Annotated in this window: 18 protein-coding genes; 12 read left to right on the top strand and 6 right to left on the bottom strand. The window is 71.2% G+C overall.

Annotated features, from left to right (window positions below; genetic code table 11):
* Positions 1–2: 2 nt before the first annotated feature.
* On the bottom strand, positions 3–782 hold the full coding sequence (cysE, locus tag ACILR4_RS09600) for a serine O-acetyltransferase (protein ID WP_395700626.1): 780 nt from the start codon (positions 780–782) through the stop codon (positions 3–5).
* A gap of 116 nt (positions 783–898) precedes the next feature.
* Positions 899–1594: an RNA methyltransferase gene (locus ACILR4_RS09595; protein WP_395700625.1), complete on the bottom strand. Its 696-nt coding sequence runs from the start codon at positions 1592–1594 to the stop codon at positions 899–901.
* A gap of 137 nt (positions 1595–1731) precedes the next feature.
* On the opposite strand from ACILR4_RS09595, the gene ACILR4_RS09590 reads away from it, so the two are divergent.
* Positions 1732–2760 (top strand): inositol monophosphatase family protein, encoded by a 1029-nt coding sequence (locus tag ACILR4_RS09590; protein ID WP_395700624.1) that lies wholly within the window; start codon positions 1732–1734, stop codon positions 2758–2760.
* 95 nt (positions 2761–2855) lie between these two features.
* The gene (locus ACILR4_RS09585; protein ID WP_395700623.1) at positions 2856–3275 is read left to right on the top strand and encodes a peptidoglycan-binding protein; all 420 of its coding nucleotides are present in this window, start codon (positions 2856–2858) and stop codon (positions 3273–3275) included.
* 48 nt (positions 3276–3323) lie between these two features.
* Here ACILR4_RS09585 and pal read toward each other — a convergent pair whose 3' ends face one another.
* Positions 3324–3878 (bottom strand): peptidoglycan-associated lipoprotein Pal, encoded by a 555-nt coding sequence (pal, locus tag ACILR4_RS09580; RefSeq protein WP_395700622.1) that lies wholly within the window; start codon positions 3876–3878, stop codon positions 3324–3326.
* 183 nt (positions 3879–4061) lie between these two features.
* On the opposite strand from pal, the gene ACILR4_RS09575 reads away from it, so the two are divergent.
* The 4 genes from ACILR4_RS09575 (at position 4062) to ACILR4_RS09560 (ending at position 9798) form a co-directional block, all read left to right on the top strand.
* On the top strand, positions 4062–5684 hold the full coding sequence (locus ACILR4_RS09575) for an MASE1 domain-containing protein (RefSeq protein ID WP_395700621.1): 1623 nt from the start codon (positions 4062–4064) through the stop codon (positions 5682–5684).
* A complete protein-coding gene (locus ACILR4_RS09570) occupies positions 5677–6276 on the top strand; it encodes a response regulator transcription factor (protein WP_395700620.1) in 600 nt (199 codons plus the stop codon). Before ACILR4_RS09575 ends, ACILR4_RS09570 begins: the two co-directional genes overlap by 8 nt.
* A 136-nt stretch (positions 6277–6412) precedes the next feature.
* A complete protein-coding gene (mutS, locus tag ACILR4_RS09565) occupies positions 6413–8974 on the top strand; it encodes a DNA mismatch repair protein MutS (RefSeq protein ID WP_395700696.1) in 2562 nt (853 codons plus the stop codon).
* A complete protein-coding gene (locus tag ACILR4_RS09560) occupies positions 8971–9798 on the top strand; it encodes a peptidase (protein WP_395700619.1) in 828 nt (275 codons plus the stop codon). The genes mutS and ACILR4_RS09560 overlap by 4 nt, the downstream gene beginning before the upstream one ends.
* Here ACILR4_RS09560 and ACILR4_RS09555 read toward each other — a convergent pair whose 3' ends face one another.
* Positions 9799–11199, bottom strand: coding sequence for a hypothetical protein (locus tag ACILR4_RS09555; RefSeq protein WP_395700618.1), 1401 nt, complete (start codon positions 11197–11199; stop codon positions 9799–9801).
* Positions 11200–11466: 267 nt separating this feature from the next.
* Here ACILR4_RS09555 and ACILR4_RS09550 point away from each other — a divergent pair, with 267 nt between their 5' ends.
* Positions 11467–12243: a winged helix-turn-helix domain-containing protein gene (locus ACILR4_RS09550; RefSeq protein WP_395700617.1), complete on the top strand. Its 777-nt coding sequence runs from the start codon at positions 11467–11469 to the stop codon at positions 12241–12243.
* 7 nt (positions 12244–12250) lie between these two features.
* On the opposite strand, the gene ACILR4_RS09545 is transcribed toward ACILR4_RS09550, so the two are convergent.
* A complete protein-coding gene (locus tag ACILR4_RS09545; RefSeq protein ID WP_395700616.1) occupies positions 12251–13780 on the bottom strand; it encodes a PLP-dependent aminotransferase family protein in 1530 nt (509 codons plus the stop codon).
* A gap of 156 nt (positions 13781–13936) precedes the next feature.
* Between ACILR4_RS09545 and ACILR4_RS09540 the strand changes: the two genes are divergently transcribed.
* Positions 13937–14761: a response regulator transcription factor gene (locus ACILR4_RS09540; protein WP_395700615.1), complete on the top strand. Its 825-nt coding sequence runs from the start codon at positions 13937–13939 to the stop codon at positions 14759–14761.
* A 38-nt stretch (positions 14762–14799) separates the two neighbouring features.
* Here the strand turns inward: ACILR4_RS09540 and ACILR4_RS09535 are convergent, their stop codons facing one another.
* Complete coding sequence (locus ACILR4_RS09535) at positions 14800–17541, bottom strand: TonB-dependent receptor (RefSeq protein WP_395700614.1); 2742 nt, start codon at positions 17539–17541, stop codon at positions 14800–14802.
* Between the two features lie 289 nt (positions 17542–17830).
* Here ACILR4_RS09535 and ACILR4_RS09530 point away from each other — a divergent pair, with 289 nt between their 5' ends.
* From ACILR4_RS09530 to ACILR4_RS09515, 4 genes are all read left to right on the top strand, one after another.
* The gene (locus tag ACILR4_RS09530; protein WP_395700613.1) at positions 17831–18631 is read left to right on the top strand and encodes an alpha/beta fold hydrolase; all 801 of its coding nucleotides are present in this window, start codon (positions 17831–17833) and stop codon (positions 18629–18631) included.
* Positions 18632–18728: 97 nt separating this feature from the next.
* Positions 18729–20069 (top strand): dicarboxylate/amino acid:cation symporter, encoded by a 1341-nt coding sequence (locus ACILR4_RS09525; protein WP_395700612.1) that lies wholly within the window; start codon positions 18729–18731, stop codon positions 20067–20069.
* 32 nt (positions 20070–20101) lie between these two features.
* A complete protein-coding gene (locus ACILR4_RS09520; RefSeq protein ID WP_395700611.1) occupies positions 20102–20992 on the top strand; it encodes a dienelactone hydrolase family protein in 891 nt (296 codons plus the stop codon).
* A gap of 130 nt (positions 20993–21122) precedes the next feature.
* Positions 21123–21238 (top strand): hypothetical protein (locus ACILR4_RS09515; RefSeq protein ID WP_395700695.1); only part of this gene is annotated, 116 nt, incomplete at its 3' end.

The following is a 21238-nucleotide window of genomic DNA, read 5'->3' as shown; positions in this document are numbered from 1 at the left end:
CGCTACTTCACCAGCCGGTTCAGCTGCTCGGCGTCGAACTGCTCGGTGCGATTGGCATCCTGCGGCACGCATTCGGCGGCCGGCAGTTCGCGTGCACCGGACGAGAGCTTCTCGATCGCCGCCCACAGCAGCGCGATCTGGTGCTCGTGGCTCGACGCGTTGTCGATCAGGCCCTTCATCGCCTGCGCGACCGGGTCGGTGCCCTGCGTCACGCCGTACGCCGAGAACCCCATCTTCGCGGCCGTTTCCTCGCGTGCGGCATCCACCGACTTCTGCACGATGCGCGCCGGGATGCCCACCGCGGTGGCACCCGCGGGCACCGGCTGCAGCAGCACCGCGTTGGAGCCCACGCGCGCGCCGTCGCCCACCGTGAAGCCGCCCAGCACCTTGGCGCCGGCGGAGACGATGACGCCCCGGCCCAGCGTCGGATGACGCTTGGCACCCTTGGTCAGCGAGGTGCCGCCGAGCGTCACGCCCTGGTAGATGGTGCACTCGTCGCCGACCTCGGCCGTCTCGCCGATCACCACGCCCATGCCGTGGTCGATGAACACGCGCCGGCCGATCGTCGCGCCCGGGTGGATCTCGATGCCGCTGAAGAAGCGGCCCAGATGCGACAGGAAGCGCCCCAGCCACTTGAAGCCGTTCACCCACGCCGCGTGCGCCATGCGATACCAGATCAGCGCGTGCAGGCCCGGATAACAGGTCAGCACCTCCCAGGTCGAGCGTGCCGCAGGGTCGCGCTCGCGGATGGTGGCGATGTCTTCTCGCAGGCGGCTGAACATGGCGTTGGTCCGTGCGGAGCTCCGGCCAGCACCGGAGCGGGGAAGGAAGCTGAGGAGTCAGTGTATGCGGCAGCGCCAAAGTCCGCAGCGCGGGCGCGGTGGCAGCGCTTCTGCTATCACCGCGGGCTGCCGCGCCCGACCGCACGGGCAATGCCGCGCAGGATGTGCAGCTCTTCGCGCGTGAGCTGCGCCCGATTGAGCAGTTGCTGCAGGCGCGGCATCAGGCGCTTGGGTGCCGCAGGGTCCAGGAAGCCGATGGCCTCCAGGGCCGCGCGCCAGTGCTCGAGCGCGCCCATTACCTCGGGCAGGGTGGCACGCTCTGGGTCCGCGGTGCGCGGCTGCACGTCGAAGCCGCCGAGCGCCTGGCGCCAGTCATAGGCCAGCAGCTGCACCGCCTGCGCCAGGTTCAGCGAGCCGTAGGTCGGATGCGTCGGGATGCTCAGGCAGGCATGGCAGCGGTACACGTCGTCGTTGGCCAGGCCGTAGCGCTCGCTGCCGAAGACGAATGCCACGCGCTGCCCTTCCTGCGCGAGCGCCGGCAGCCGCTCGCGCGGGGCGAAGGTCGGCGGGCCGAAGTCGCGCGGGGTCATCGCGGTGGCGCAGGCGTAGGTGATGCCCTCCAGCGCCTCGGCCAGGCTGCCGACGATGCGGGCACGCGCCAGGATGTCGGCCGAGCCCATCGCCATCGCCACCGTCTCCTCCTGGCTCAACACATCGGGAAAGCGCGGCTGCACCAGCACCAGGTCGGCGAAGCCCATCACCTTCATCGCCCGCGCCGCCGCGCCCACGTTGCCGGGGTGGCTGGTGTGCATCAGCACGAAGCGTGTCGTATCAACGGGCAAGGCAGTCACGGCTGGCTAAAATCACGGGCTTTCGCGGACGCGCATTGTCGCCTCGCACGCTCTTTCCCTCCGCTGCCCCTTTCCCGTCGCCGTCTCCAGGACTTGCCATGTCGCAACAGCTGCACCCCATGCTCAACATCGCCATCAAGGCCGCACGTGCCGCCGGGGCGATCATCAACCGGGGCTCGCAGGACCTGGACATCCTGAAGGTCACGCACAAGGGGCCCAACGACTTCGTCAGCGAAGTCGACCAGGCGGCGGAAGCGGCCATCATCGAGATCCTGCTCGGCGCCTACCCCGGCCACGGCATCCTGGCCGAGGAGTCGGGCCGCGCGCATGGCGCGAAGAACAGCGAGTTCACCTGGATCATCGATCCGCTGGACGGCACCACCAACTTCCTGCACGGCTTCCCGGTGTACGCCGTGTCCATCGCGCTGGCGCACCGCGGCGTGGTGCAGCAGGCAGTGGTCTACGACCCGACGCGCAACGACCTCTTCTACGCCTCGCGCGGGCGCGGCGCGTACCTCAACGACAAGCGCCTGCGCGTCAGCCGGCGCACCCGGCTGTCCGATGCGCTGGTCGGCACCGGATTCCCGTTCCGCCGCGGCGACAGCTTCCAGCGCTACGTGAAGATGTTCGAGACGGTGATGCAGGCCTGCGCCGGCGTGCGCCGCCCGGGCGCGGCCGCGCTGGACCTGTGCTACGTGGCCGCGGGCTGGTACGACGGCTTCTTCGAGACCGGCCTGAACCCCTGGGACATGGCTGCCGGCTCGCTGATGATCACCGAAGCCGGTGGCCTGGTCGGCAACTTCACCGGCGAGGCCGATTTCCTCTACCAGCGCGAGCTGGTGGCCGGCAATCCGAAGGTCTATGGCCAGCTGGTGCAGCTGCTGGCGCCGTACACCGCCGTGATCAAGGCCGACGCGCCCGCGGCCGATGCCACGGTGCCGGCCGCCGACCCCGATGCGGCGGCGCAAGCCCTGGCGGCCGCCATTGGCGCGGCGCCGGCCGAAGACGCCCCGCGCGAGCGCAAGCCGGTGCGCATCCGCAAGGTCGAGGCCCCGGCCGAGAGCGCCGCCGCACCGGCCGCACCCGCCACGCCGGCGCGCCGCGGCCCGCCCCGGCCGCGCGGCTGACCCCGCCCCGGGAACGCCCTTACGGTGCTACCCAGGGGTCACCGGCGGGCCATGCCGGAAGAATGCTGCCGCAACATGACCCGTGCGGACAGCCGATGCCGAGCTCCTCTTACCTGACCCGAATGTCTCTGCTGGTGGCCGCGGTGGCGCTGGCCAGTTGCGGCACTGCGCCGCCTGCAGCCACCCCCGCCGACACCCCCGCGCCGAGCGCGGCACCTGCGCCCGCTGCCGACGCGATGCCGCCTGCCGCGCCGCCGCCGGCCGCGCATCCCGAGCCTGCCCCGGCACCAGCCCCGGCGGCCGAGATGCCGGCCAGCAACGCGCCGATGTCCGTGCGCGAAGCGCAGCAGCGACTGACCGAACTGGGCTACAAACCCGGCGTTGCCGACGGCAAGGCCGGCCCCCGTACGCGCGAGGCCCTGAAGCTGTTCCAGAAGGACAACGGCATGCCGCCCACCGGGCAGCTCGATGCCGAAACGATGCAGCGCCTGCGCAGCGCGCGCGCCGCGCGCTGACGCGCCGCGGCACAGGATCGGCGCGGCACGGGCCGCGCCTTTCGTGGATTACTTGCCGGCGGCCGCGACGATGTCCGCGCGCCGGTTCTGCGCCCAGGCCTGTTCGTCGTGGCCAAGGGCCTTCGGCTTCTCCTTGCCGAAGCTCACGGCCTCGATCTGGGCAGGCTTGACGCCGTAGATCTGCAGCGCCTTCTTCACCGCGTCCGCGCGCCGCTGGCCGAGGGCCAGGTTGTATTCGGTGCCACCGCGCTCGTCGCAATGGCCCTCGACCCGCACCTTCACCGCCGCGCTGCGCGACAGCTGCTGGCCCTGACGCTCGACCACCGGCATCCATTGCCCGGAGATCGCCGCTTCATCGAACGAGAAATAGACGCTGCGATCGGCGCCGGCGGACGCGTTCGCGTCGCTGCGCGTGGCGGGCACCGTCTGCGGCGCCACGGACGAGGTGGCCCCCGTGGCGGGCGTGGCGGCAGGCCGCGACCCCTGTGCGCCGGTGGCCGGCGTCGGCGCCACCGGCGCGGTTGCGGTGGTCGGCGTGCTCGAACAGGCGGCCAGCAGCAGCGGGCCGAGGACCAGTGCGCTAACAATCAAAGGACGTGACATCGGAAAGGCGACTCCATCGAAGATCCCGACACGGAACCGGCACCGATACCGCCCCCGCCGGGCGAGAACACGATTGTGTTTCGCCCTCCGCCGCGGTCGCCTGGGGTCGTGCCGTAAGGGCAATCCCGCAGGCCTTCGCGGGCCGCACGGGCGGCACCCGGCGCAGCGGCGATGATGCGGGGCGTGAACGCGCCAGCCGACCCGTCTTCGCTGCCCCGCCGACTGTCCGGCCCGCCGGCCGCCCTGGCGCTGGGCTACGTGGTGCTGTGCTTCCTGCTGGACTGGCTGAGCTACGTGCACCCGATGCGCGGTACGCAGATCACCGCCTGGCAGCCGCAGGCCGCGCTGTCGGTCGCGCTGCTCACGCGTTACCCGTCCGCCTGGTGGCTGGTGGCCGGCACCCTGGCCGGCGCCGCCGCGGCCCGCATCGGCCCGGCCCCGCCGCCGTGGGAGGCCGCCGCCGCACTGGCAGCCACCCTCGGCGTGGTGCTGGCCGCCGCCGCACTGCGCCGCTGGTTCGGCCCGCTGCCGCGCATCGCCACGCGCAAGGCCTTCCTGACGTTCATGCTGATCGCCGCCGCCGCCGCGGCACTGGACGCGCTGCTGTACGTGGGCACCATCGCGGCGGCCGGCTTCCTGGACACCGACCGCCTGTCGCTCGCGCTGCTGCGCCGCTGGACCGGCGAAGCGGTGGGCCTGATCATCTCGCTGCCGGCGGTCTTCCTGCTGGCCGACCGCACCCGGCGCGCGCAGCTCGCGGCGATGCTGCGCAGCGTGGAATGGTGGCTGGTGGCCGGCACGGCGCTGGTGGTGGCCTGGATGGTGTTCCTGCGGCCCGCCGAGGAGCAGTTCATGGTCTTCTACCTGCTGTTCCTGCCGGTGGCCTGGGGTGCCGCGCGCTTCGGCCATGTCGGCGCGGTGGCGTCCGCGGCGCTGGTGCAGGGCCTGCTGTTCGCCGCGGTGCAGTCGGCCGCCTACCAGCCGATCACGGTGTTCGAGCTGCACCGCCTGCTCACCGCGCTGGGCGCCACCGGCCTGCTGCTGGGCGCCACCGTGGAGGAGCGCGAGCAGGCCGAGCAGGCCCTGCGCGCGTCGCTGCATGCCGCGGCCGCGGCCGACATGGCCGCCGCGCTGGCGCACGAGCTCAACCAGCCGCTCACCGCCCTGCGCACCTATGCCCGCGCCGCGCAACTGCTGTCGCAGCGGGATGCTGCTGCCCCAGCCCCTGCCGGCACGCCCAGCCTCGCGGACGTCAGCGCCAAGCTGGTGGCCGAGGTCAACCGCGCCGGCGATGTGATCAAGCGCCTGCGCGACTTCTTCCGCCACCGCGGCACCGCGCTGCAGGCGGCGCAGATCGAGACCATCGTGGCCCAGGTGCTGGGCTCGCAGGCGCTGCATGCGCAGACCGCCGGCGTCGGGCTGCACAGCGAGATCGAAGCCAGCCTGCCGGCGGTGTGGATCGACGCGGTGCAGATCGAGGTGGTGCTGCGCAACCTGGTCGCCAACGCCATCGACGCCGCCGCGGCGGGCCCGGCCGGCGCCGACGAGCCGCAGGTGGTGGTGGGCGCCGCGGTGCGCGGGCGCCAGCTGGTGGTCGACGTGCGCGACACCGGCGCCGGCCTGGCCCTGGACGAACTGCCGCAGGTGTTCGAATCGCGCCCGTCCAGCAAGCCGGGCGGCATGGGCATCGGTCTGGTGATCAGCCGCTCGATCGTCGAGGCCCACGAGGGCCGCCTGTGGGCCGAGGCCGGCCCGGGCGGCAAGTTCTACTTCAGCCTGCCCCTGACGGAAGCCGAGCATGGATGAGCCGCCCGTGCACCAGCGCACCGTGTTCATCGTCGACGACGATGCCTCGGTGCGCGACTCGCTGTCACTGCTGCTGAGCCTGCGCGGCTATGCCACCGCGGTGTTCAGCAGCGCCGAGGCCTTTCTCGGCGTGCTCTCGCCGCGCTGGCAGGGCTGCGTGGTGGCCGACATCCGCATGCCCGGCATCAGCGGCCTGGCCATGCAGCAGGTGATGGCCGAGCGCGGCGTGCAGCTGCCGGTGATCATCATCACCGCGCACGGCGACATCGCCGCCGCGCGCCAGGCCTTCAAGGCCGCGGCGGTGGATTTCCTCGAGAAGCCCTTCGACGACGACCTGCTGCTGCAGGCCATCGACGCCGCGCTGGCCGGGCTGGCCAGCACGCCCGCGGCCACGCCGCCGCGCGGCAGCGCACTGTCGCCGCGCGAACGCCAGGTGTACGAGCTCATCGTGGCCGGACTGGACAACCGCAGCATCGCCGAGCGCCTGGGCATCAGCCCGCGGACCGTGGAAGTGCACAAGGCCCGGCTGATGGCCAAGCTCGGCGCGCGCAACCTGGCCGAGCTGATCCGGATCTCGACGCAGTCGCGCTGAGCGCGCGCAGGCACAATGCCGGCCCGGGCGCGGCAGCGTCCCGGCGCCGACCCCGTCCTGCAGAGCCATCTTGTCCAGCCACCCGTCCCTCGCAACAGCCGCCAGCGCCGGTGCCGACCTCTCGGCACACACGCCGATGATGCAGCAGTACCTTCGCATCAAGGCCGAGTATCCGGACACGCTGGTGTTCTACCGGATGGGCGATTTCTACGAGCTGTTCTTCGACGACGCGCGCAAGGGCAACCGCCTGCTCGACATCACGCTGACCAGCCGCGGCCAGAGCGCCGGCGAGCCGGTGGTGATGGCCGGCGTGCCGGTGCATTCGGTCGAAAGCTACCTCGCGCGCCTGATCAAGCTGGGCGAGGCCGTGGCCATTGCCGAGCAGGTGGGCGACGTGGCCACCGCCAAGGGCCCGGTCGAGCGCAAGGTGGTGCGGGTGGTGACCCCCGGCACCGTGACCGACACCGAGCTGCTGAACGAGCGCGTCGACACGCTGCTGCTGGCCGTCAGCAAGCAGCGCGCCACCTGGGGCCTGGCCTGGCTGGGCCTGGCCAGCGGCCAGCTCGGCGTCACCGAATGCGGCGAGAAGGAACTGGCCGGCTGGCTGGCACGGCTGGACCCGGCCGAGCTGCTGGTCAGCCAGGAGCTGGTGGACGCACTGCCGCCGGCCATCGCGCAGCACCGCGCCGCCCGCACCGCGCGCCCGGCCTGGCAGTTCGACAGCGCGCTGGGCCAGCGCAAGCTGTGCGCGCTGCTGAAGGTGGCCTCGTTGCAGGGCTTCAATGCGCAGGACCTGGCCGTGGCCCAGGCCGCCGCGGCCGCGCTGCTGAGCTTTGCCGAGCACACCCAGGGCCAGTCGCTGGCGCATGTGCAGACGCTGGAGGCCGCGCGCGCCAACGAGCTGATCGAGCTGCCGCCGGCCACCCACCGCAACCTCGAACTGGTGCAGACGCTGCGCGGCGAAGACGCCCCCACCCTGCTGTCGCTGCTGGACAGCTGCAAGACCGGCATGGGCAGCCGCGCGCTGCGCCACTGGCTGACGCACCCTTTGCGCGATAGGAGCAGCGCCTCCCAGCGCCACGAAGCCATCGCCGCGCTGCTGGACCGAGGCTGCGAGCCGCTGCGCGAAGCCCTGCGCGGCATCAGCGATGTCGAGCGCATCACCGCACGGCTGGCGCTGCGCCAGGTGCGCCCGCGCGAGCTGTCGGGCCTGCGCGCGACCTTGCTCGCGCTGCCGGCGCTGCGTGCGGTGGCCCCCGCGGCCAGCCCGCTGCTGCAGAGCCTGCACGCCGCGCTGTCGCCGCCGCCGGAGCTCGCCGCGCTGCTGGCCCGCAGCATCGCCGAGGAGCCGGCGGTGCTGCTGCGAGATGGCGGCGTCATCGCGCCCGGCTTCGATGCCGAGCTCGACGAGCTGCGCGGCATCAGCCAGAACTGCGATGCCTTCCTGATCGACCTGGAAACCCGCGAGCGCGCGCGCACCGGCATCGGCAACCTGCGCGTGCAGTACAACCGCGTGCACGGCTTCTACATCGAGGTCACCAGCTCGGGGCTGGACCGCGTGCCGACCGACTACCAGCGCCGCCAGACGCTGAAGAATGCCGAGCGCTTCATCACGCCCGAGCTGAAGGCTTTCGAAGACAAGGCGCTGTCGGCGCAGGAACGGGCGCTGGCGCGCGAGAAGTGGCTGTACGAGCAACTGATCGACCAGCTGCAGGCGCAGCTGCCGGTGCTGGGTGCGCTGGCCCGCTCGCTGGCCGCGCTGGATGCGCTGGCCGCGCTGGCCGAGCGCGCTGCCACGCTGGACTGGTGCCGGCCCGAGTTCGTGCCGCAGCCCTGCATCGAGATCGAGCAGGGCCGCCATCCGGTGGTGCAGGCGCGGCTGGCCGAGACGGGCGGGCCGGATTTCATCGCCAACGACTGCCGGCTCGACGCCCGCACCCGCATGCTGGTGATCACCGGCCCGAACATGGGCGGCAAGAGCACCTACATGCGCCAGGTGGCACTGATCGTGCTGCTGGCCTCGATGGGCTCGTTCGTGCCGGCCAGGGCCTGCCGGCTCGGGCCGATCGACGCCATCCACACCCGTATCGGCGCGGCCGACGACCTGGCCAATGCGCAATCGACCTTCATGCTCGAGATGACCGAGGCCGCCGCCATCGTGCACGGCGCCACCGAGCACAGCCTGGTGCTGATGGACGAGATCGGCCGCGGCACCAGCACCTTCGACGGCCTGGCGCTGGCCGGCGCCATCGCCAGCCACCTGCACGACCGCAACCGCGCGTTCACGCTCTTCGCGACGCACTACTTCGAGCTCACCGAGTTCCCGGCGCGGCACGAGCGCGCGATCAACGTGCACGTCTCGGCGGTCGAGAGCGGCCACGACATCGTGTTCCTGCACGCCATCGAGGCGGGCCCCGCCAGCCGCAGCTATGGCGTGCAGGTGGCGCGGCTGGCCGGCATGCCCGCGCCGCTGCTGCGCCAGGCGCGTGCCGCGCTCGAGGCGCTGGAAGCCCAGCAGCGCGCCGGCCAGGCGCAGGTGGACCTGTTCGCCGCGCCGCCCGCCGCCTCGGAACCCGAGCCTTCGGCCATCGAGGCCGCGCTGGCCCGCATCGACCCCGATGCGCTGACGCCGCGCGAGGCGCTCGACGCGCTGTACCGACTCAAATCCCTGCAGCCGCAGAAAGGCCCTGCACCATGACCTATTGCATCGGCATCCGCCTCAACGCCGGGCTGGTGTTCCTGTCCGATTCGCGCACCAACGCCGGCATGGACCAGATCAGCACCTACCGCAAGATGATGATCTACGAGAAGCCCGGCGAGCGCTTCATGGTGATGCTCTCGGCCGGCAACCTGAGCATCAGCCAGTCGGTGCGCGAGATCCTGCAGGTCGAGAAGCTCGACCGCGGCCCCGACCTGCCGCCGCTGACGATCTGGAACGCCGATAGCATGTTCGACGCCACCCGCGTGCTCGGCGCCGCGGTGCGCCGCGTCTACGAGCAGGACGGGCCGTCGCTGAAGGCCGCCGGCGTCGACTTCAATGCCTCGATGATCTTCGGCGGCCAGATCAAGGGCGAGGCCATGCGCATGTTCCTGGTCTACTCGGCCGGCAACTTCATCGAGGCGACGCGCGAGACCTGCTTCTTCCAGATCGGCGAGAGCAAGTACGGCAAGCCCATCCTCGACCGCGTGCTGACGCCCGCCACGCCGCTGGACGAGGCCGCCAAGTGCGCGCTGGTGTCGATGGATTCGACGCTGAAGTCCAACCTCTCGGTGGGCCTGCCACTGGACCTGCTGGTCTACCGCGAAGGCACGCTGGAAAGCCGCGAGTTCGTCTGCATCGACAACGACAACCCGTACTTCGCGATGATCCACGACACCTGGGGCCAGCGCCTGCGCGAGGTGTTCGAGGGCATCGAGGACCCGCGCTGGGACGGCGGCCACACCGCACACCCGCTGATGGACGGCAGCCCGCGCTACGAGCCGATGCGCAAGATCACGCACCCGGGCGAGCGCATCGTCTGATCAGGGGTTCTTGCGGATCAGCGTGCCCTGGGCGGTCTGCGCATCGGCCTGGAACAGGCCTTCCCAGCGGTCGCCGTTGCGCCACTGCATCGTGCCCTGGCCCTGCTTGAGCCCCGCACGCCAGCCGCCGTTGTACTGATCGCCGTTCTTCCAGCTGTACACGCCCTGGCCGTCGGGCACGCCGCGCACGAACTGGCCGCGGTAGGTGTCGCCGGACGCGAACTTCAGCAGCCCCAGGCCGTTGGGCAGGCCGTCCTGCACCTCGCCTTCGTAGACGTTGCCGTTGGCAAAGCTCAGCACGCCGCGGCCGTTGGCCTTGCCCTTGACCCAGGCGCCGTCGTACTTCTGCCCACTGAGCCAGATGTACAGGCCCTGGCCATCGGGCTCGCCATGGCTGAACTGGCCGCTGTACAGGTCGCCCGAGGCATAGACCATCTTGCCGGTGCCATGCGGCTCGCCGTTGACCACCGGACCGTCGTACTGGTTGCCATTGGCAAAGCGCAGCGAGCCATTGCCTTCGGGCCGGTCCTGCACCCATTCGCCGCTGTAGCGCTGGCCGGTGGTCCAGGTGAACTCGCCCTGGCCGTGGCGCTGGCTGTGCAGCACGTCGCCATCGTAGATCTCGCCGTTGGCCCAGATGATCTTGCCGCGGCCGCTGTAGGTGGTGGCGCCGAAGTCGGTGCTGAACAGGCCGACCAGCCGCGCGCCGCCGGTCATCTGCACGTCGACCAGGCGTGCCGCGGTGGACAGCACCGTGGTCGCGCCAGCCGGGCGTGCCACCGGCACCGCCGGGGCCGGCGCGGCCGGCCGCGCGGCAGGCCCGGTGGCCGCGTCATTTGGCGGGGAGGACGTGGCGGGCACCGTGACGCCCACCACCGGCGGCCGTTCGCGCGCACCCTCGGGCGTGTTGGCCTGCACACGGCGTGCGTCGCCCGCCGCCTGCTCGCGGCGCTGCACCGCCAGGCGCTGCTGCGCGCCGGTGCAGCGCTCGGCCGCCAGGTCCCAGGTGGACTCCACCTTGCGGAACAGCAGCGCGGCGTCCTGCCAGCGCTGCTCGCTCGCGGCCTGCTCGGCCAGCAGCTGCAGCGCGCCGGCGTCCTTCTGGGTCGCGGTGCAGGCGACGTTCTCGGTCTGCTGGTCGACCACCGCATCGCGCGCGAGCTGGCTGTCGCCCAGGTTGCGCTGCGCACGTTCCTTGGGCCGGCCGTCGCACACCTCCACCGCCTGCTGCCACCAGGCCACGGCCAGGTCGAACAGGCGCACCAGTTCCTTGTTGTCGAGCTTGTTGGAGCGGGCCGTGGCGGCCTTCAGGTCGGCGGCCATGGCCTGGTCAGTGGCCACCGCGCAGTCGCTGGCCTGCGCCCAGCCCGGACCAGCCCAGCCCAGCAGGCCAGCCAGCACCGTGCACGCAAGCACCCCACGTAGGCGACGATCCCCTGCCAATGCACACCCCGCCAAAGTCATGTCGTGTTTCCGGTCGCGCTGGCGCGGCTCACCGGCTGTGAAAAGTGTAGCCGTCTGTCCGCCGCCCCCGATGGCACTAATCCCGTAGGCGTGGGTGCGGCGCATCACAGGCCGCCGCGCGGGTCGATGCGTGCCGATTGGCCTTGACGCGAACGAAGAATTGGCCCTTGTCGCCACCGGCCGTCCGGCGGTACACCCTGCACCATGCCTCAGATGCTGCTCCATCCGGCGGCGGCCCTGCAGCCGTTGGCGCGCGGCAGCCGGTCGATTGCGCTGGCCTGCGACGATCCGGCCGCCGCGCTGCCGTGGCGCCGCGCCCTGGCCGAAGAGGGCCTGGCGCTGAGCGACTGGCCCTGGCTGCAACCCGTCCCGGCCGGCGCAGCGGGCCCTGGCGCGCCCGGCACCGCCGCGATGCGCGCCGATGCACTGGTGCTGCACCTGGCCCGCGGCGTCACGGAACAGCTGGGCCGCCTGCGCGAGCTGTCGGCGCGCCAGCCCGAACTGCCGATCGTCGTGGTCTGCCGCGGCCTGCGTGAGCTGGACCACGTGCTCGCGCTGGAGATGGGCGCCGACGACGTGTTCGACGCCAGCCTCGGCGCCGCGGTGGCCGCGGCCCGCCTGCGCGCGTTGTGGCGCCGCACCCGGGCCGCCGAGGCGACGCCCGCGGTGCCCGACGAGCTGCACTTCGGTCGCCTGGCGCTGCTGCGGCGCGAGCGTGCCGTGCTGCGCCACGGGCTGCCGGTGGAACTGACCGAGGGCGAGTTCGAGCTGCTGTGGCGCCTGGCCCTGCAGGCCGGCCAACCGGTCTCGCGCCAGGTCCTGTTGCGTGAGTTGCGCGGCTTCTGCGACGAAGGCCCGGACCGCTCGATCGACAGCCGCGTCTACCGCCTGCGCGGCAAGCTCGGCGACCGCCAGGGCGCGCCGCAGCGCATCCGCACGATCCGCAACTGCGGCTACCTGTTCTCGCCGGTGCCGGAGTAAACGCGGCTCAGGACATCGCCGCACCGGGCTCGAAGCGCCGCAACACCTGGCCGATCACGCCGACGGTCTCGGTGATCGTCGCTTCGTCGGTGCCGCCATAGCCGAGTGCCAGGCCGTTGACGCTGCGTTCGTGCCAGCAGATCGACGACAGTGGCACCGCGCCGATGCCCAGCTTGCGCAGCGCGCGGAACACCTCGATGTCCGGTGCGAAGGCCGGCAGGTGGATCGCCGCATGCATGCCCTCGGCCGTCGGCCCCAGCCGGGCCCAGCCGGGCAGCCAGGCCCGGGCCGCCGCCAGCAGGGCCTCGCGCCGCGCGCGGCAGCGCTGGCGCAGCTCGCGCAGGTGGGCGCTCATGTGGCCTTCCTCGATGAAGGCCGTCAGCGCCAGCTGCGTGGCCACGTGCGCATGCTCGCCCAGCAGGCCGCGCATCGCGGTGAAGGTGGTCACCAGCTGCTGCGGCACCACCACGTAGGCCAGGCGCAGCGAAGGGAACAGCACGCCTTCGAAGGTGCCCACCAGCAGCACACGCTCGCCATGGTCCTGCGTGTACAGCGCCGGCGGCGGCACGCCCTCGTGGACGATCTCGGTGTTGTAGTTGCCCTCGATGATCCAGCTGCCCTGCTCGGTGGCCCAGCGCAGCAACTCGGCGCCGCGCGCGGCCGTGGTGCGGATGCCCAGCGGGTGCTGGCCCAGCGGATGCAGGTAGACCAGCCGCGCGTCCTGCGCCAGGCGCCTGCCATGGGCGACGTCCAGGCCCTGCCCGTCGAACGGCACGCCGATGGCGCGCGCCTTCAGCACCTCGAACAGCACCGGCAGGCTGGCATGGCCGGGGTCTTCGAGCCAGACCTTGTCGCCCGGCTCGAGCAGCACGCGGGCGATCAGTTCCACTGCCTGCATCGGGCTGTTGACGATGAGGATCTGGCCGGCCTCGCAGTGCACGCCGCGCGTCAGCGCCAGGTGGCGTCGGATCGCCTCGCGCAGCTGCGGCAGGCCGGCCGAAGGGCCGTAGTTCAGGTGGCTGCGATAGGGCTCGCTCCAGGCCCGGTTCATCAGCCGGCGCCAGGTGTCGAGCGGGAAGTCCTGCGTCGGCACGTTGCGCGGGTGCAGCGTGGGCAGCGCGAACAGCTCGGTCGCCACTTCGAGCCGCGACCACTGCCCCAGGTGCGGCGCGAAGCGTTCGATCACCCGCTGCGCGGAGGCACTGGCCGGCCGCTCGGCAGCGGGGACCTGGGCTGGCACGGCGCCGGCCGGCAGCGGATTGGCCACGTAGCTGCCGTCGCCGACACGGCGCTCGATCAGGCCTTCGCTCTGCAGTTGCTCGAAGGCCTCGTCGACCGCGCCACGCGACACCGCGCAATCGGCCGCCAGCCGGCGCGCCGAAGGCAGGCGCGTGCCGGGCCGCAGGGTGCCGCTGCGCACGCCCTCCAGCACGGTGCGGTAGACCCGCACGCGCTGCGCCAGCGACATGCCCGGTTCCCCCTGCAGGGACTGGATGAACACGCTCGCCACCTGCTTCATCGCCATCGGCTCTGCCATGGGCCTTGGACTCTAGTCAGCGGGCCCTCGAATGCCATCGCCATGTGACGAACGGCGAAATCCGGGGGCTCAATGACGGAACCGGGATTGGCCGTCGCAGCGGCGCCGGATTGGCCCTTGCGGGGCCCGCGTCGGCGCTGAAATCATGCGCGCACGATGATCCGCGACAACTCCGTGCTGGACCCGTGGCGAGGCGCCGCCACGCGCCAGCCCTCCGCTTCGAACCCGCCGACCACCGGGTCCGAGTGGCCGGGCCAGACGCCTTCGCTGGTGCTGTTCGTCGGCGCCGGCGTGCGACCCGAGCCGGCCCTGTCAGACACGCTGGCGCAGGCCGGGCTGCGTTGCGCTGCGGCGAGCAGCGTGGCCACCGCGCTGCAGGCCTGCGCCAACCTGCAGTTCGACGCGCTGGTGCTCGATGCCGCCGTGCTGGCGCCCAGCCTGGCGCTGGCACTGGCCGGGCTGCAGCCGCTGGCGGGCTGCCCGCTGCTGGTGGTGTCGGCGCAGCCGAGCGAGGTCGACGAGATCGTCGCGCTCGAGCACGGCGCGGCCGCCTACCTGCCGCAGCCCTTCTCGCCGCGGCGGCTGCGCGCGCACCTGGTGGCCCTGCTGCGCCAGCGGCCGGGCGTCGATGCGGACGACGACAGCGTCAGCGACCCCAAGCGCCGTGGCCAGTGGCTGCTGGACCCGATGCTGCGCGAACTGCGCTGGAGCGGCCAGAGCGTGGCGCTGACCGAATGCCAGTTCGCGATCCTGCGCTGCCTGGCCACGCAGGCCGGCCGCGTGGTGCCGCGTGCCGAGCTCGAGGCGCGCGTCACCGGGCCCGACAGCACGCTCACTGCGCGCAGCATCGACGTCTACCTGCACCGCCTGCGCCGCCGGCTCGACGAGGCCGGGGTCGACGCCTTCGAGATCCAGTGCGTGCGCGGCCGCGGCTACCGGCTGCTGGAGCGCAGGCGCGAAGCGGCGCTGTCGCTGAGCTGAGCCGAGCCGCCGCCGCACCGGCGGCGGCCCTTGGCCGCTCAGTTGAAGGTATAGCGCAGGCCGGCGTAGATGAAGCGCCCGCGCGGGTCGGCGTACTGCGGGTCGTAGCCGGCCTGGAACGACACCTGGCCACCGCCATTGGTGTAGGGCGGGTCCTTGTCCAGCAGGTTGCGCACACCCAGCATCAGCCGCATGTTCTTCACGCCGGTGTAGGCCACCTGCAGGTCGAAGGTCTGGTACGAGCCCACCGTCGGCGTATCGCCGCTCACCGTGCTGGGCAGGTCGGTGTAGTGCTTCTGGTAGTTCTGCGTGAAGGTGACATCCCAGTCGCCGCGCGCCCAGTTGGCCGAGATCACGTGCTTCCAGCGCGGGATCACGCCGCCGGTGGCCGCATTCACCGCATCGACATTGCCGGTGAAGCTGCCGTCCGGGTTCTGCGTGTCGTACTTGATGAAGTAGGTGCCGTTGGCGCTGAGGTTGAGCTTGCCCATCGCCCCCAGGCCGAAGCTGATGCGGCCATCGATGTCGACGCCCGTCACCTTGGTCTCGCCGAGGTTGATGTTGGTGCCCGAGATGCTGGTGATCGGCCCGGGCAGGTTCGGGAACGCGGCATCGCGCGGGCCGCGCGTGATCAGGTAGCCGTACTTCGCCGTGTCGCCCAGGATCACCGCCGCCGGCACGCCGTTGGTGATGGTGTCCTTCACGTCGTACTTGAACCAGTCGATGCTGACCGAGCTGTTCGGGCTCGGCTCCAGCACCAGGCCCAGCGTGGCGCTGCGCGAGCGCTCGGGCTTGAGCGCCGGGTTGCCGCCGATGGTGGTGGAGAACTGCGTCTGGCAATCGTTGCCGCCGCCGGTGGTGGGGCAGCGGTCGGGGTCGGAGAGGCCGGGCGGCGTCACCGTCAGCGTGTTCGGCAGGTACAGGTCCTGCAGGCTCGGCGCGCGGAAGCCCTTGGTGGCCGAGCCGCGCAGCAGCACCTGCTTGACCGGCCGCCACTTCAGGCTGAGCTTGGGCGTGGTGGAGCTGCCGACGTTCTCGTAGTCGTCCCAGCGCACTGCGGCGCCGGCTTCCAGCTCCTTCGTGATGGGCACGCTCACCTCGGCGAACGCGGCCTTCACGTCGCGCGAACGGTCGGTCTTCAGGAAGTTGCCGCCGTAGCCCGAGATGTCGCCCGTCTGGATCGTCGGATTCGGGTCGAACAGGTAGGTCTCGCGGCGGAACTCGGCGCCCACGGCCAGGCCCAGCGGGCCGCCGGGCAACTGCGTGAGCTCGCGCGAGGCCTTGGCCTGCAGGCTCTGCAGCTTGGAGTTGATCTTGAACGCATCGCCGACGAAGTTGGCGGCCTGGATCTGCTGCACGATGTCCGGCGTGTTCTCGCCCCAGAAGTTCACGTTGCCGCTGTTGAGCAGCGGCAGGATCTTCGTCAGCGCCGGGTAGCCGCCATTGACCTGCTCGGTCACCTTGCTCTGGCTGTGCAGGAAGGTGGCATCGAAGTCCCAGCCCGCCGCCGTGCCGCGGACGCCCAGCACCGCGCGCGGCGCGGTGGAAATGTCGGTGAGGTCGCGGTCGCCGCTGAGATTGGCGCGCCAGCGCACCAGGATGTCGGGCAGCGCCGCGGTCGGGCCGACCACGCTGCGCACATAGGCCGTCGGGTAGTACTTCGCGCTCGGGTGCAGCAGGATGGTGGAGAAGCCGTTGTACGGGTCGACGTTGAACAGCGGGTGGTTGTCGGGCAGCGCGAACTGGTCCGAGATCGGCACCGGCTGGATGATGGTGCGGATCTTGTTCTTGTTGTACGAGGCTTCGGCGAACAGCTCGATGTCCTGCGTCAGCGCGAACTTGGCCGAGGCGAACAGGCTGGTGCGCTCGCTCTCGGGCAGCAGCGTCACCTGCGGCGAAGGGTCGTAGCGGCAGATGTTGGCCGGGTTGTTCAGCGGATCGACGACCGAATACGGCCCGGGACAGATGCCCGCCGCCGGGTTGAGCGTGCGGCCCGAATCGTCCAGCAGCACGATGTTGGCCGGGAAGGTGTTGCCCGAGGTCACGTCGTTGCCCTGCGCGACATTGATGCCGGACTTCGCGAACTCGCGGTCGGCGCCGCGCAGCCCGCCCTCCTTCTGCAGCGACGCCGTGACCATCACGTTGAAGCGGTCCTTGCCCAGGTCGCCGAAGCCCCAGGTCAATGCGCCGCGCTTCAGCGAGGCGCCGCCCTGGGTGGTGTCGCCGGCGGTCAGCGCCACTTCGCCGCCACGGTAGTCGCTGCGCAGGATGAAGTTGACGACCCCGGCAATCGCGTCGGAGCCGTACACCGCCGACGCGCCGTCCTTCAGCACCTCGACACGCTCGATCGCCGCCAGCGGAATGCTGTTGACGTCCACCGAGACCGAGTCGCCGGTGAAGCCGATGCCGTAAGGCGCGATGCGCCGGCCGTTCAGCAGCACCAGCGTGCGCAGCGAGGTCAGGCCGCGCAGCGAGATCGCCGAGATGCCACCGGTGGTGGAGCCCGAGGCCGACGAGCTGGTGATGCCACCCGAGCTGGCGACCGCGGTGATGCTCTGCAGCAGCTGCTCGACGTTCACGGCGCCCGATCGCTCGATGGTCTTGCGGTCGATGATCTGCACCGGCAGGGCCGATTCACCGTCGATGCGCTTGATCGACGAGCCGGTGATTTCAACCCGCTGCGGGGCGTCCTGCGCCATGGCCAGGCCATGGCCCGCTGCCAGCAGACCCAGGCAGCTCAGGCGCGCGGCCACCGCGATCCTGCTCGAGCTCGATGTCATGAGAGTTCTCCTGTCCGACAAGTGGGTGCCCAGCGCTCCCTGCGCCCGGGCGAAATGCCAATCTAGGCAGCGGCGGCGGACGCGTCTGAAGCGGCGCATGACATCGGCGCGACGCGGCGCGACAGCCCGGCGGGCGCGTGTCACGTCCCGTCGCAGCGCGTCACCGTTGCGACCTTCGCCAGCGGGCGCGACGGTCGAACCGCCCCTTCGGCCGGCACGGTGCAAACCCGGGGCTGTGGCGCACAAGGCACACTGTGTGCCCCGCTGTCACCGACCCGCCCCTGTCCGCATGCCCGCCACCCTGGTCTTCTCGCACGCCAACGGCTACCCGGCCGGCACCTACCGCCAGCTGTTCCAGCACTGGCAGGCCGCGGGCTGGCGCGTGGCGGCGATCGAGAAGTTCGGCCACGACCCGCGCTACCCCGTCACCAACAACTGGCCGCGCCTGCGCGACCAGCTGATCGACTTCGTCGAGGCGCAGCACACCCGGCCGGTCTACCTGGTGGGCCATTCGCTGGGCGGCCTGCTGAGCCTGCTGGCCGCCAGCAAGCGGCCCGAGCTGGTGCTGGGCCTGGTGCTGCTGGACAGCCCGGTGTTCACCGGCTGGCGCGCGCACAGCGTGCAGATGCTCAAGCTGAGCGGGCTGATGCCGCGCGTGTCGCCCGGCCGCATCTCGCAGACGCGGCGGCATGAATGGCCCTCACGCAAGTCGGCCGCCGCGCACTACGGCGCCAAGTCCATCTTCGCGCGCTGGGCGCCGGGCGTGCTGAACGACTACCTGGCCTGCGGCACCGTGCGCCACGGCGGCAAGACGGTGCTGGCCTTCGAGCGCGAGGTCGAAACCCGCATCTACAACACGCTGCCGCACCACCTGGGCCGCCTGCTGCGCAGCCACCCGCTGCGCTGCCCGCTGGGCTTCATCGCCGGCACGCGGTCGAACGAGATCCGGCAAGGCGGGCTCGAAACCTCGCGCGCCCTGGCGGGCGAGCGCTTCCGCTGGATCGAGGGCACCCACCTGTATCCGATGGAGAAGCCTGCCGAGACCGCTGCGCTGGTGCTCGAACTGCTGCACACGATGGGCGCCCGCTGATGGCGCCCGCTGCGGCATCTACGTAGCGACATCTACGTAGCGACATCGCGGGTTTTCCCGCAGAAGATGGCGGTCCCGCACCGACGGAGATCGCATCATGGAGACAAGCCCCGCAACCGGCGGCCGCAAGCCGCTGTACCAGTCGCTCTACGTCCAGGTCATCACCGCCATCGTGATCGGCGTGCTGCTCGGCCACTTCTGGCCCGCCGCCGGCGAGGCGATGAAGCCGCTGGGCGACGGCTTCATCAAGCTCATCAAGATGATCATCGCGCCGATCATCTTCTGCACTGTCGTGGTCGGCATCGCCGGCATGGAAGACATGAAGAAGGTCGGCAAGACCGGCGGTCTGGCGCTGCTGTACTTTGAGGTCGTCAGCTCGCTGGCGCTGGTGATCGGCCTGCTGATCGTCAACGTGGTGAACCCCGGCGGCGGCATGCATGTGGATGCCAAGGCGCTGGACACCAAGGCCATCGCGGCCTACACCGGCCCCGGCAAGATGGCCGGCACCACCGAGTTCCTGCTCAACATCATTCCCAGCAGCGTGATCGATGCCTTCGCCAAGGGCGACATCCTGCAGGTGCTGCTGTTCTCGGTGCTGTTCGGCTTTGCGCTGCATGCCTTCGGCGGCCGCGGCACGCTGGTGTTCGACCTGGTCGAGAAGACCTCGCACGTGCTGTTCCGCATCGTCGGCATGATCATGAAGGTCGCCCCCATCGGTGCCTTCGGCGCGATGGCCTTCACCATCGGCAAGTACGGCGTGGGCTCGCTGCTGTCGCTGGGCCAGCTGATGGCCACTTTCTATGCCACCTGCCTGATCTTCGTTTTCGGCGTGCTGGGCGTCGTCGCCCGGGTGCATGGCTTCTCGGTCTGGCGCTTCGTCAAGTACATCAAGGAAGAGCTGCTGATCGTGCTGGGCACCAGTTCCAGCGAGAGCGTGCTGCCGCGCATCATGGCCAAGCTGGAGAACGCCGGCGCGCGCAAGTCCGTCGTCGGCCTGGTGGTGCCCACAGGCTACTCGTTCAACCTGGACGGCACCTCGATCTACCTGACGATGGCCGCTGTCTTCATCGCCCAGGCCACCGACACGCCGATGACGCTGGTGCAGCAGCTCACCTTGCTGGCGGTGTTGCTGCTCACCAGCAAGGGCGCGGCCGGCGTCACCGGCTCGGGCTTCATCGTGCTGGCGGCCACCTTGTCGGCGGTAGGCAACGTGCCGGTGGCCGGGCTGGCGCTGATCCTCGGCATCGACCGCTTCATGTCCGAAGCGCGCGCGCTGACCAACCTGGTGGGCAACGGCGTCGCCACGCTGGTGGTGGCCAAGTGGTGCGGCGAGCTCGACGAGGCCCGGCTGCAGGCCACCCTATCGAACCAGGCCCCGGCCGAAGCCGAGGAGCCCGAGGAAGTGCTCGACCGCCACGACGACAGGTTGGCGGCATGAAGGCCGCGCGGGCCTGACGCACACTGGCCCGCATGGTCCTGTGCCGCGCTGTTGCCCTGCTCGCCTGGCTGGCCGCCGCCGCCGGGCTCGGCGCCGTCGCGCAGGCCGCCACGCCGGAGACGGTCTACCTGCCATCCGCCGACGGGCAGACCGAGCTGGTGGGCTACCTGTTCGTGCCGCCGCACGCATCGGGCGGCGGCGCCAGACACCCGGCCGTGGTGCTGCTGCACGGCCGCGCCGGGCCCTACTCGAGCCGGGTCAATGCCGGCTGCACGATGGTGGCGCGCGGCACGGCTTCGCCATGCGGCGCCGGCAGCCTGACGCAGCGGCACATGAGCTGGGCCGCGTTCTGGTCCGAGCGCGGCTACGTCACGCTGCTGGTCGACAGCTTCGGCCCGCGCGGCCGCGGCCACGGCTTCGGCCGGGGCACGCACGACGACCCCGAGCGCGAGGCGGTGAACGAGAAGACCGTGCGCCCCCTCGATGCCGAGGGCGGCCTGGCCTGGCTGGCCGCGCGGCCCGACGTCGACCCGCAGCGCATCCTGCTGCAGGGTTGGTCCAACGGCGGCAGCACGGTGCTGAACACCCTGCAACGCCAGGCCACGGGCCGGCATGCCGGCCCGCGCATTGCCGCCGCGCTGGCCTTCTACCCTGGCTGCGGCCCGCAGGCGCTGCTGGCCCGCAAGCTGACACTCGATGCGCCCCTGCTGCTGCTGCTGGCCAGCGAGGACGAAGAGGTCTCGCCGAAGATCTGCCAGGACGTCGCGGCGCGCACCCCGGGCAATCCGAGGGTCATCGTCTACGAAGGCGCGACGCACGACTTCGACGATCCCGGCAAGTCGCGCCAGTCGGTGGCCGGCAACCGCCGCGCGCGCGACGATGCGTTCAGCCAGGCCGCCGCGGCCTTCGGCACCACGCGCTGAAAGCCCGGGCCGGCCAGCGGCAAGCAGGGCTTGCCCTCGGGAGGGCACCGCAGGCCCCCCCGTATAATCGCGCTTTACCACCAGAGCATTCGTGTGGCCCGGTCGAGGCCGATACCGAATGCGGCATGACATGACCAAGTACGTCTTCGTCACCGGCGGTGTGGTGTCTTCCCTCGGCAAGGGCATCGCGTCGGCGTCGCTGGCCGCGATCCTCGAATCGCGCGGCCTCAAAGTCACCCTCATCAA

Origin of the sequence: Aquabacterium sp. (assembly GCF_044226965.1) — a bacterium.
In the GTDB taxonomy this organism is placed as follows: Bacteria; Pseudomonadota; Gammaproteobacteria; order Burkholderiales; family Burkholderiaceae_C; genus Pseudaquabacterium.
This window is presented reverse-complemented; position numbering and strand designations above follow the sequence as displayed.

What these genes read in the sequence shown, in the direction of transcription:
- cysE (WP_395700626.1), bottom strand. Translation starts at nt 782, where the DNA reads ATGTTCAGCCGCCTGCGAGAAGACATCGCCACCATCCGCGAGCGCGAC.
- ACILR4_RS09595 (WP_395700625.1), bottom strand. Translation starts at nt 1,594, where the DNA reads ATGCACACCAGCCACCCCGGCAACGTGGGCGCGGCGGCGCGGGCGATG.
- ACILR4_RS09590 (WP_395700624.1), top strand. Translation starts at nt 1,732, where the DNA reads ATGTCGCAACAGCTGCACCCCATGCTCAACATCGCCATCAAGGCCGCA.
- ACILR4_RS09585 (WP_395700623.1), top strand. Translation starts at nt 2,856, where the DNA reads ATGCCGAGCTCCTCTTACCTGACCCGAATGTCTCTGCTGGTGGCCGCG.
- pal (WP_395700622.1), bottom strand. Translation starts at nt 3,878, where the DNA reads ATGTCACGTCCTTTGATTGTTAGCGCACTGGTCCTCGGCCCGCTGCTG.
- ACILR4_RS09570 (WP_395700620.1), top strand. Translation starts at nt 5,677, where the DNA reads ATGGATGAGCCGCCCGTGCACCAGCGCACCGTGTTCATCGTCGACGAC.
- mutS (WP_395700696.1), top strand. Translation starts at nt 6,413, where the DNA reads ATGATGCAGCAGTACCTTCGCATCAAGGCCGAGTATCCGGACACGCTG.
- ACILR4_RS09560 (WP_395700619.1), top strand. Translation starts at nt 8,971, where the DNA reads ATGACCTATTGCATCGGCATCCGCCTCAACGCCGGGCTGGTGTTCCTG.
- ACILR4_RS09550 (WP_395700617.1), top strand. Translation starts at nt 11,467, where the DNA reads ATGCCTCAGATGCTGCTCCATCCGGCGGCGGCCCTGCAGCCGTTGGCG.
- ACILR4_RS09545 (WP_395700616.1), bottom strand. Translation starts at nt 13,780, where the DNA reads ATGGCAGAGCCGATGGCGATGAAGCAGGTGGCGAGCGTGTTCATCCAG.
- ACILR4_RS09540 (WP_395700615.1), top strand. Translation starts at nt 13,937, where the DNA reads ATGATCCGCGACAACTCCGTGCTGGACCCGTGGCGAGGCGCCGCCACG.
- ACILR4_RS09535 (WP_395700614.1), bottom strand. Translation starts at nt 17,541, where the DNA reads ATGACATCGAGCTCGAGCAGGATCGCGGTGGCCGCGCGCCTGAGCTGC.
- ACILR4_RS09530 (WP_395700613.1), top strand. Translation starts at nt 17,831, where the DNA reads ATGCCCGCCACCCTGGTCTTCTCGCACGCCAACGGCTACCCGGCCGGC.
- ACILR4_RS09525 (WP_395700612.1), top strand. Translation starts at nt 18,729, where the DNA reads ATGGAGACAAGCCCCGCAACCGGCGGCCGCAAGCCGCTGTACCAGTCG.
- ACILR4_RS09520 (WP_395700611.1), top strand. Translation starts at nt 20,102, where the DNA reads ATGGTCCTGTGCCGCGCTGTTGCCCTGCTCGCCTGGCTGGCCGCCGCC.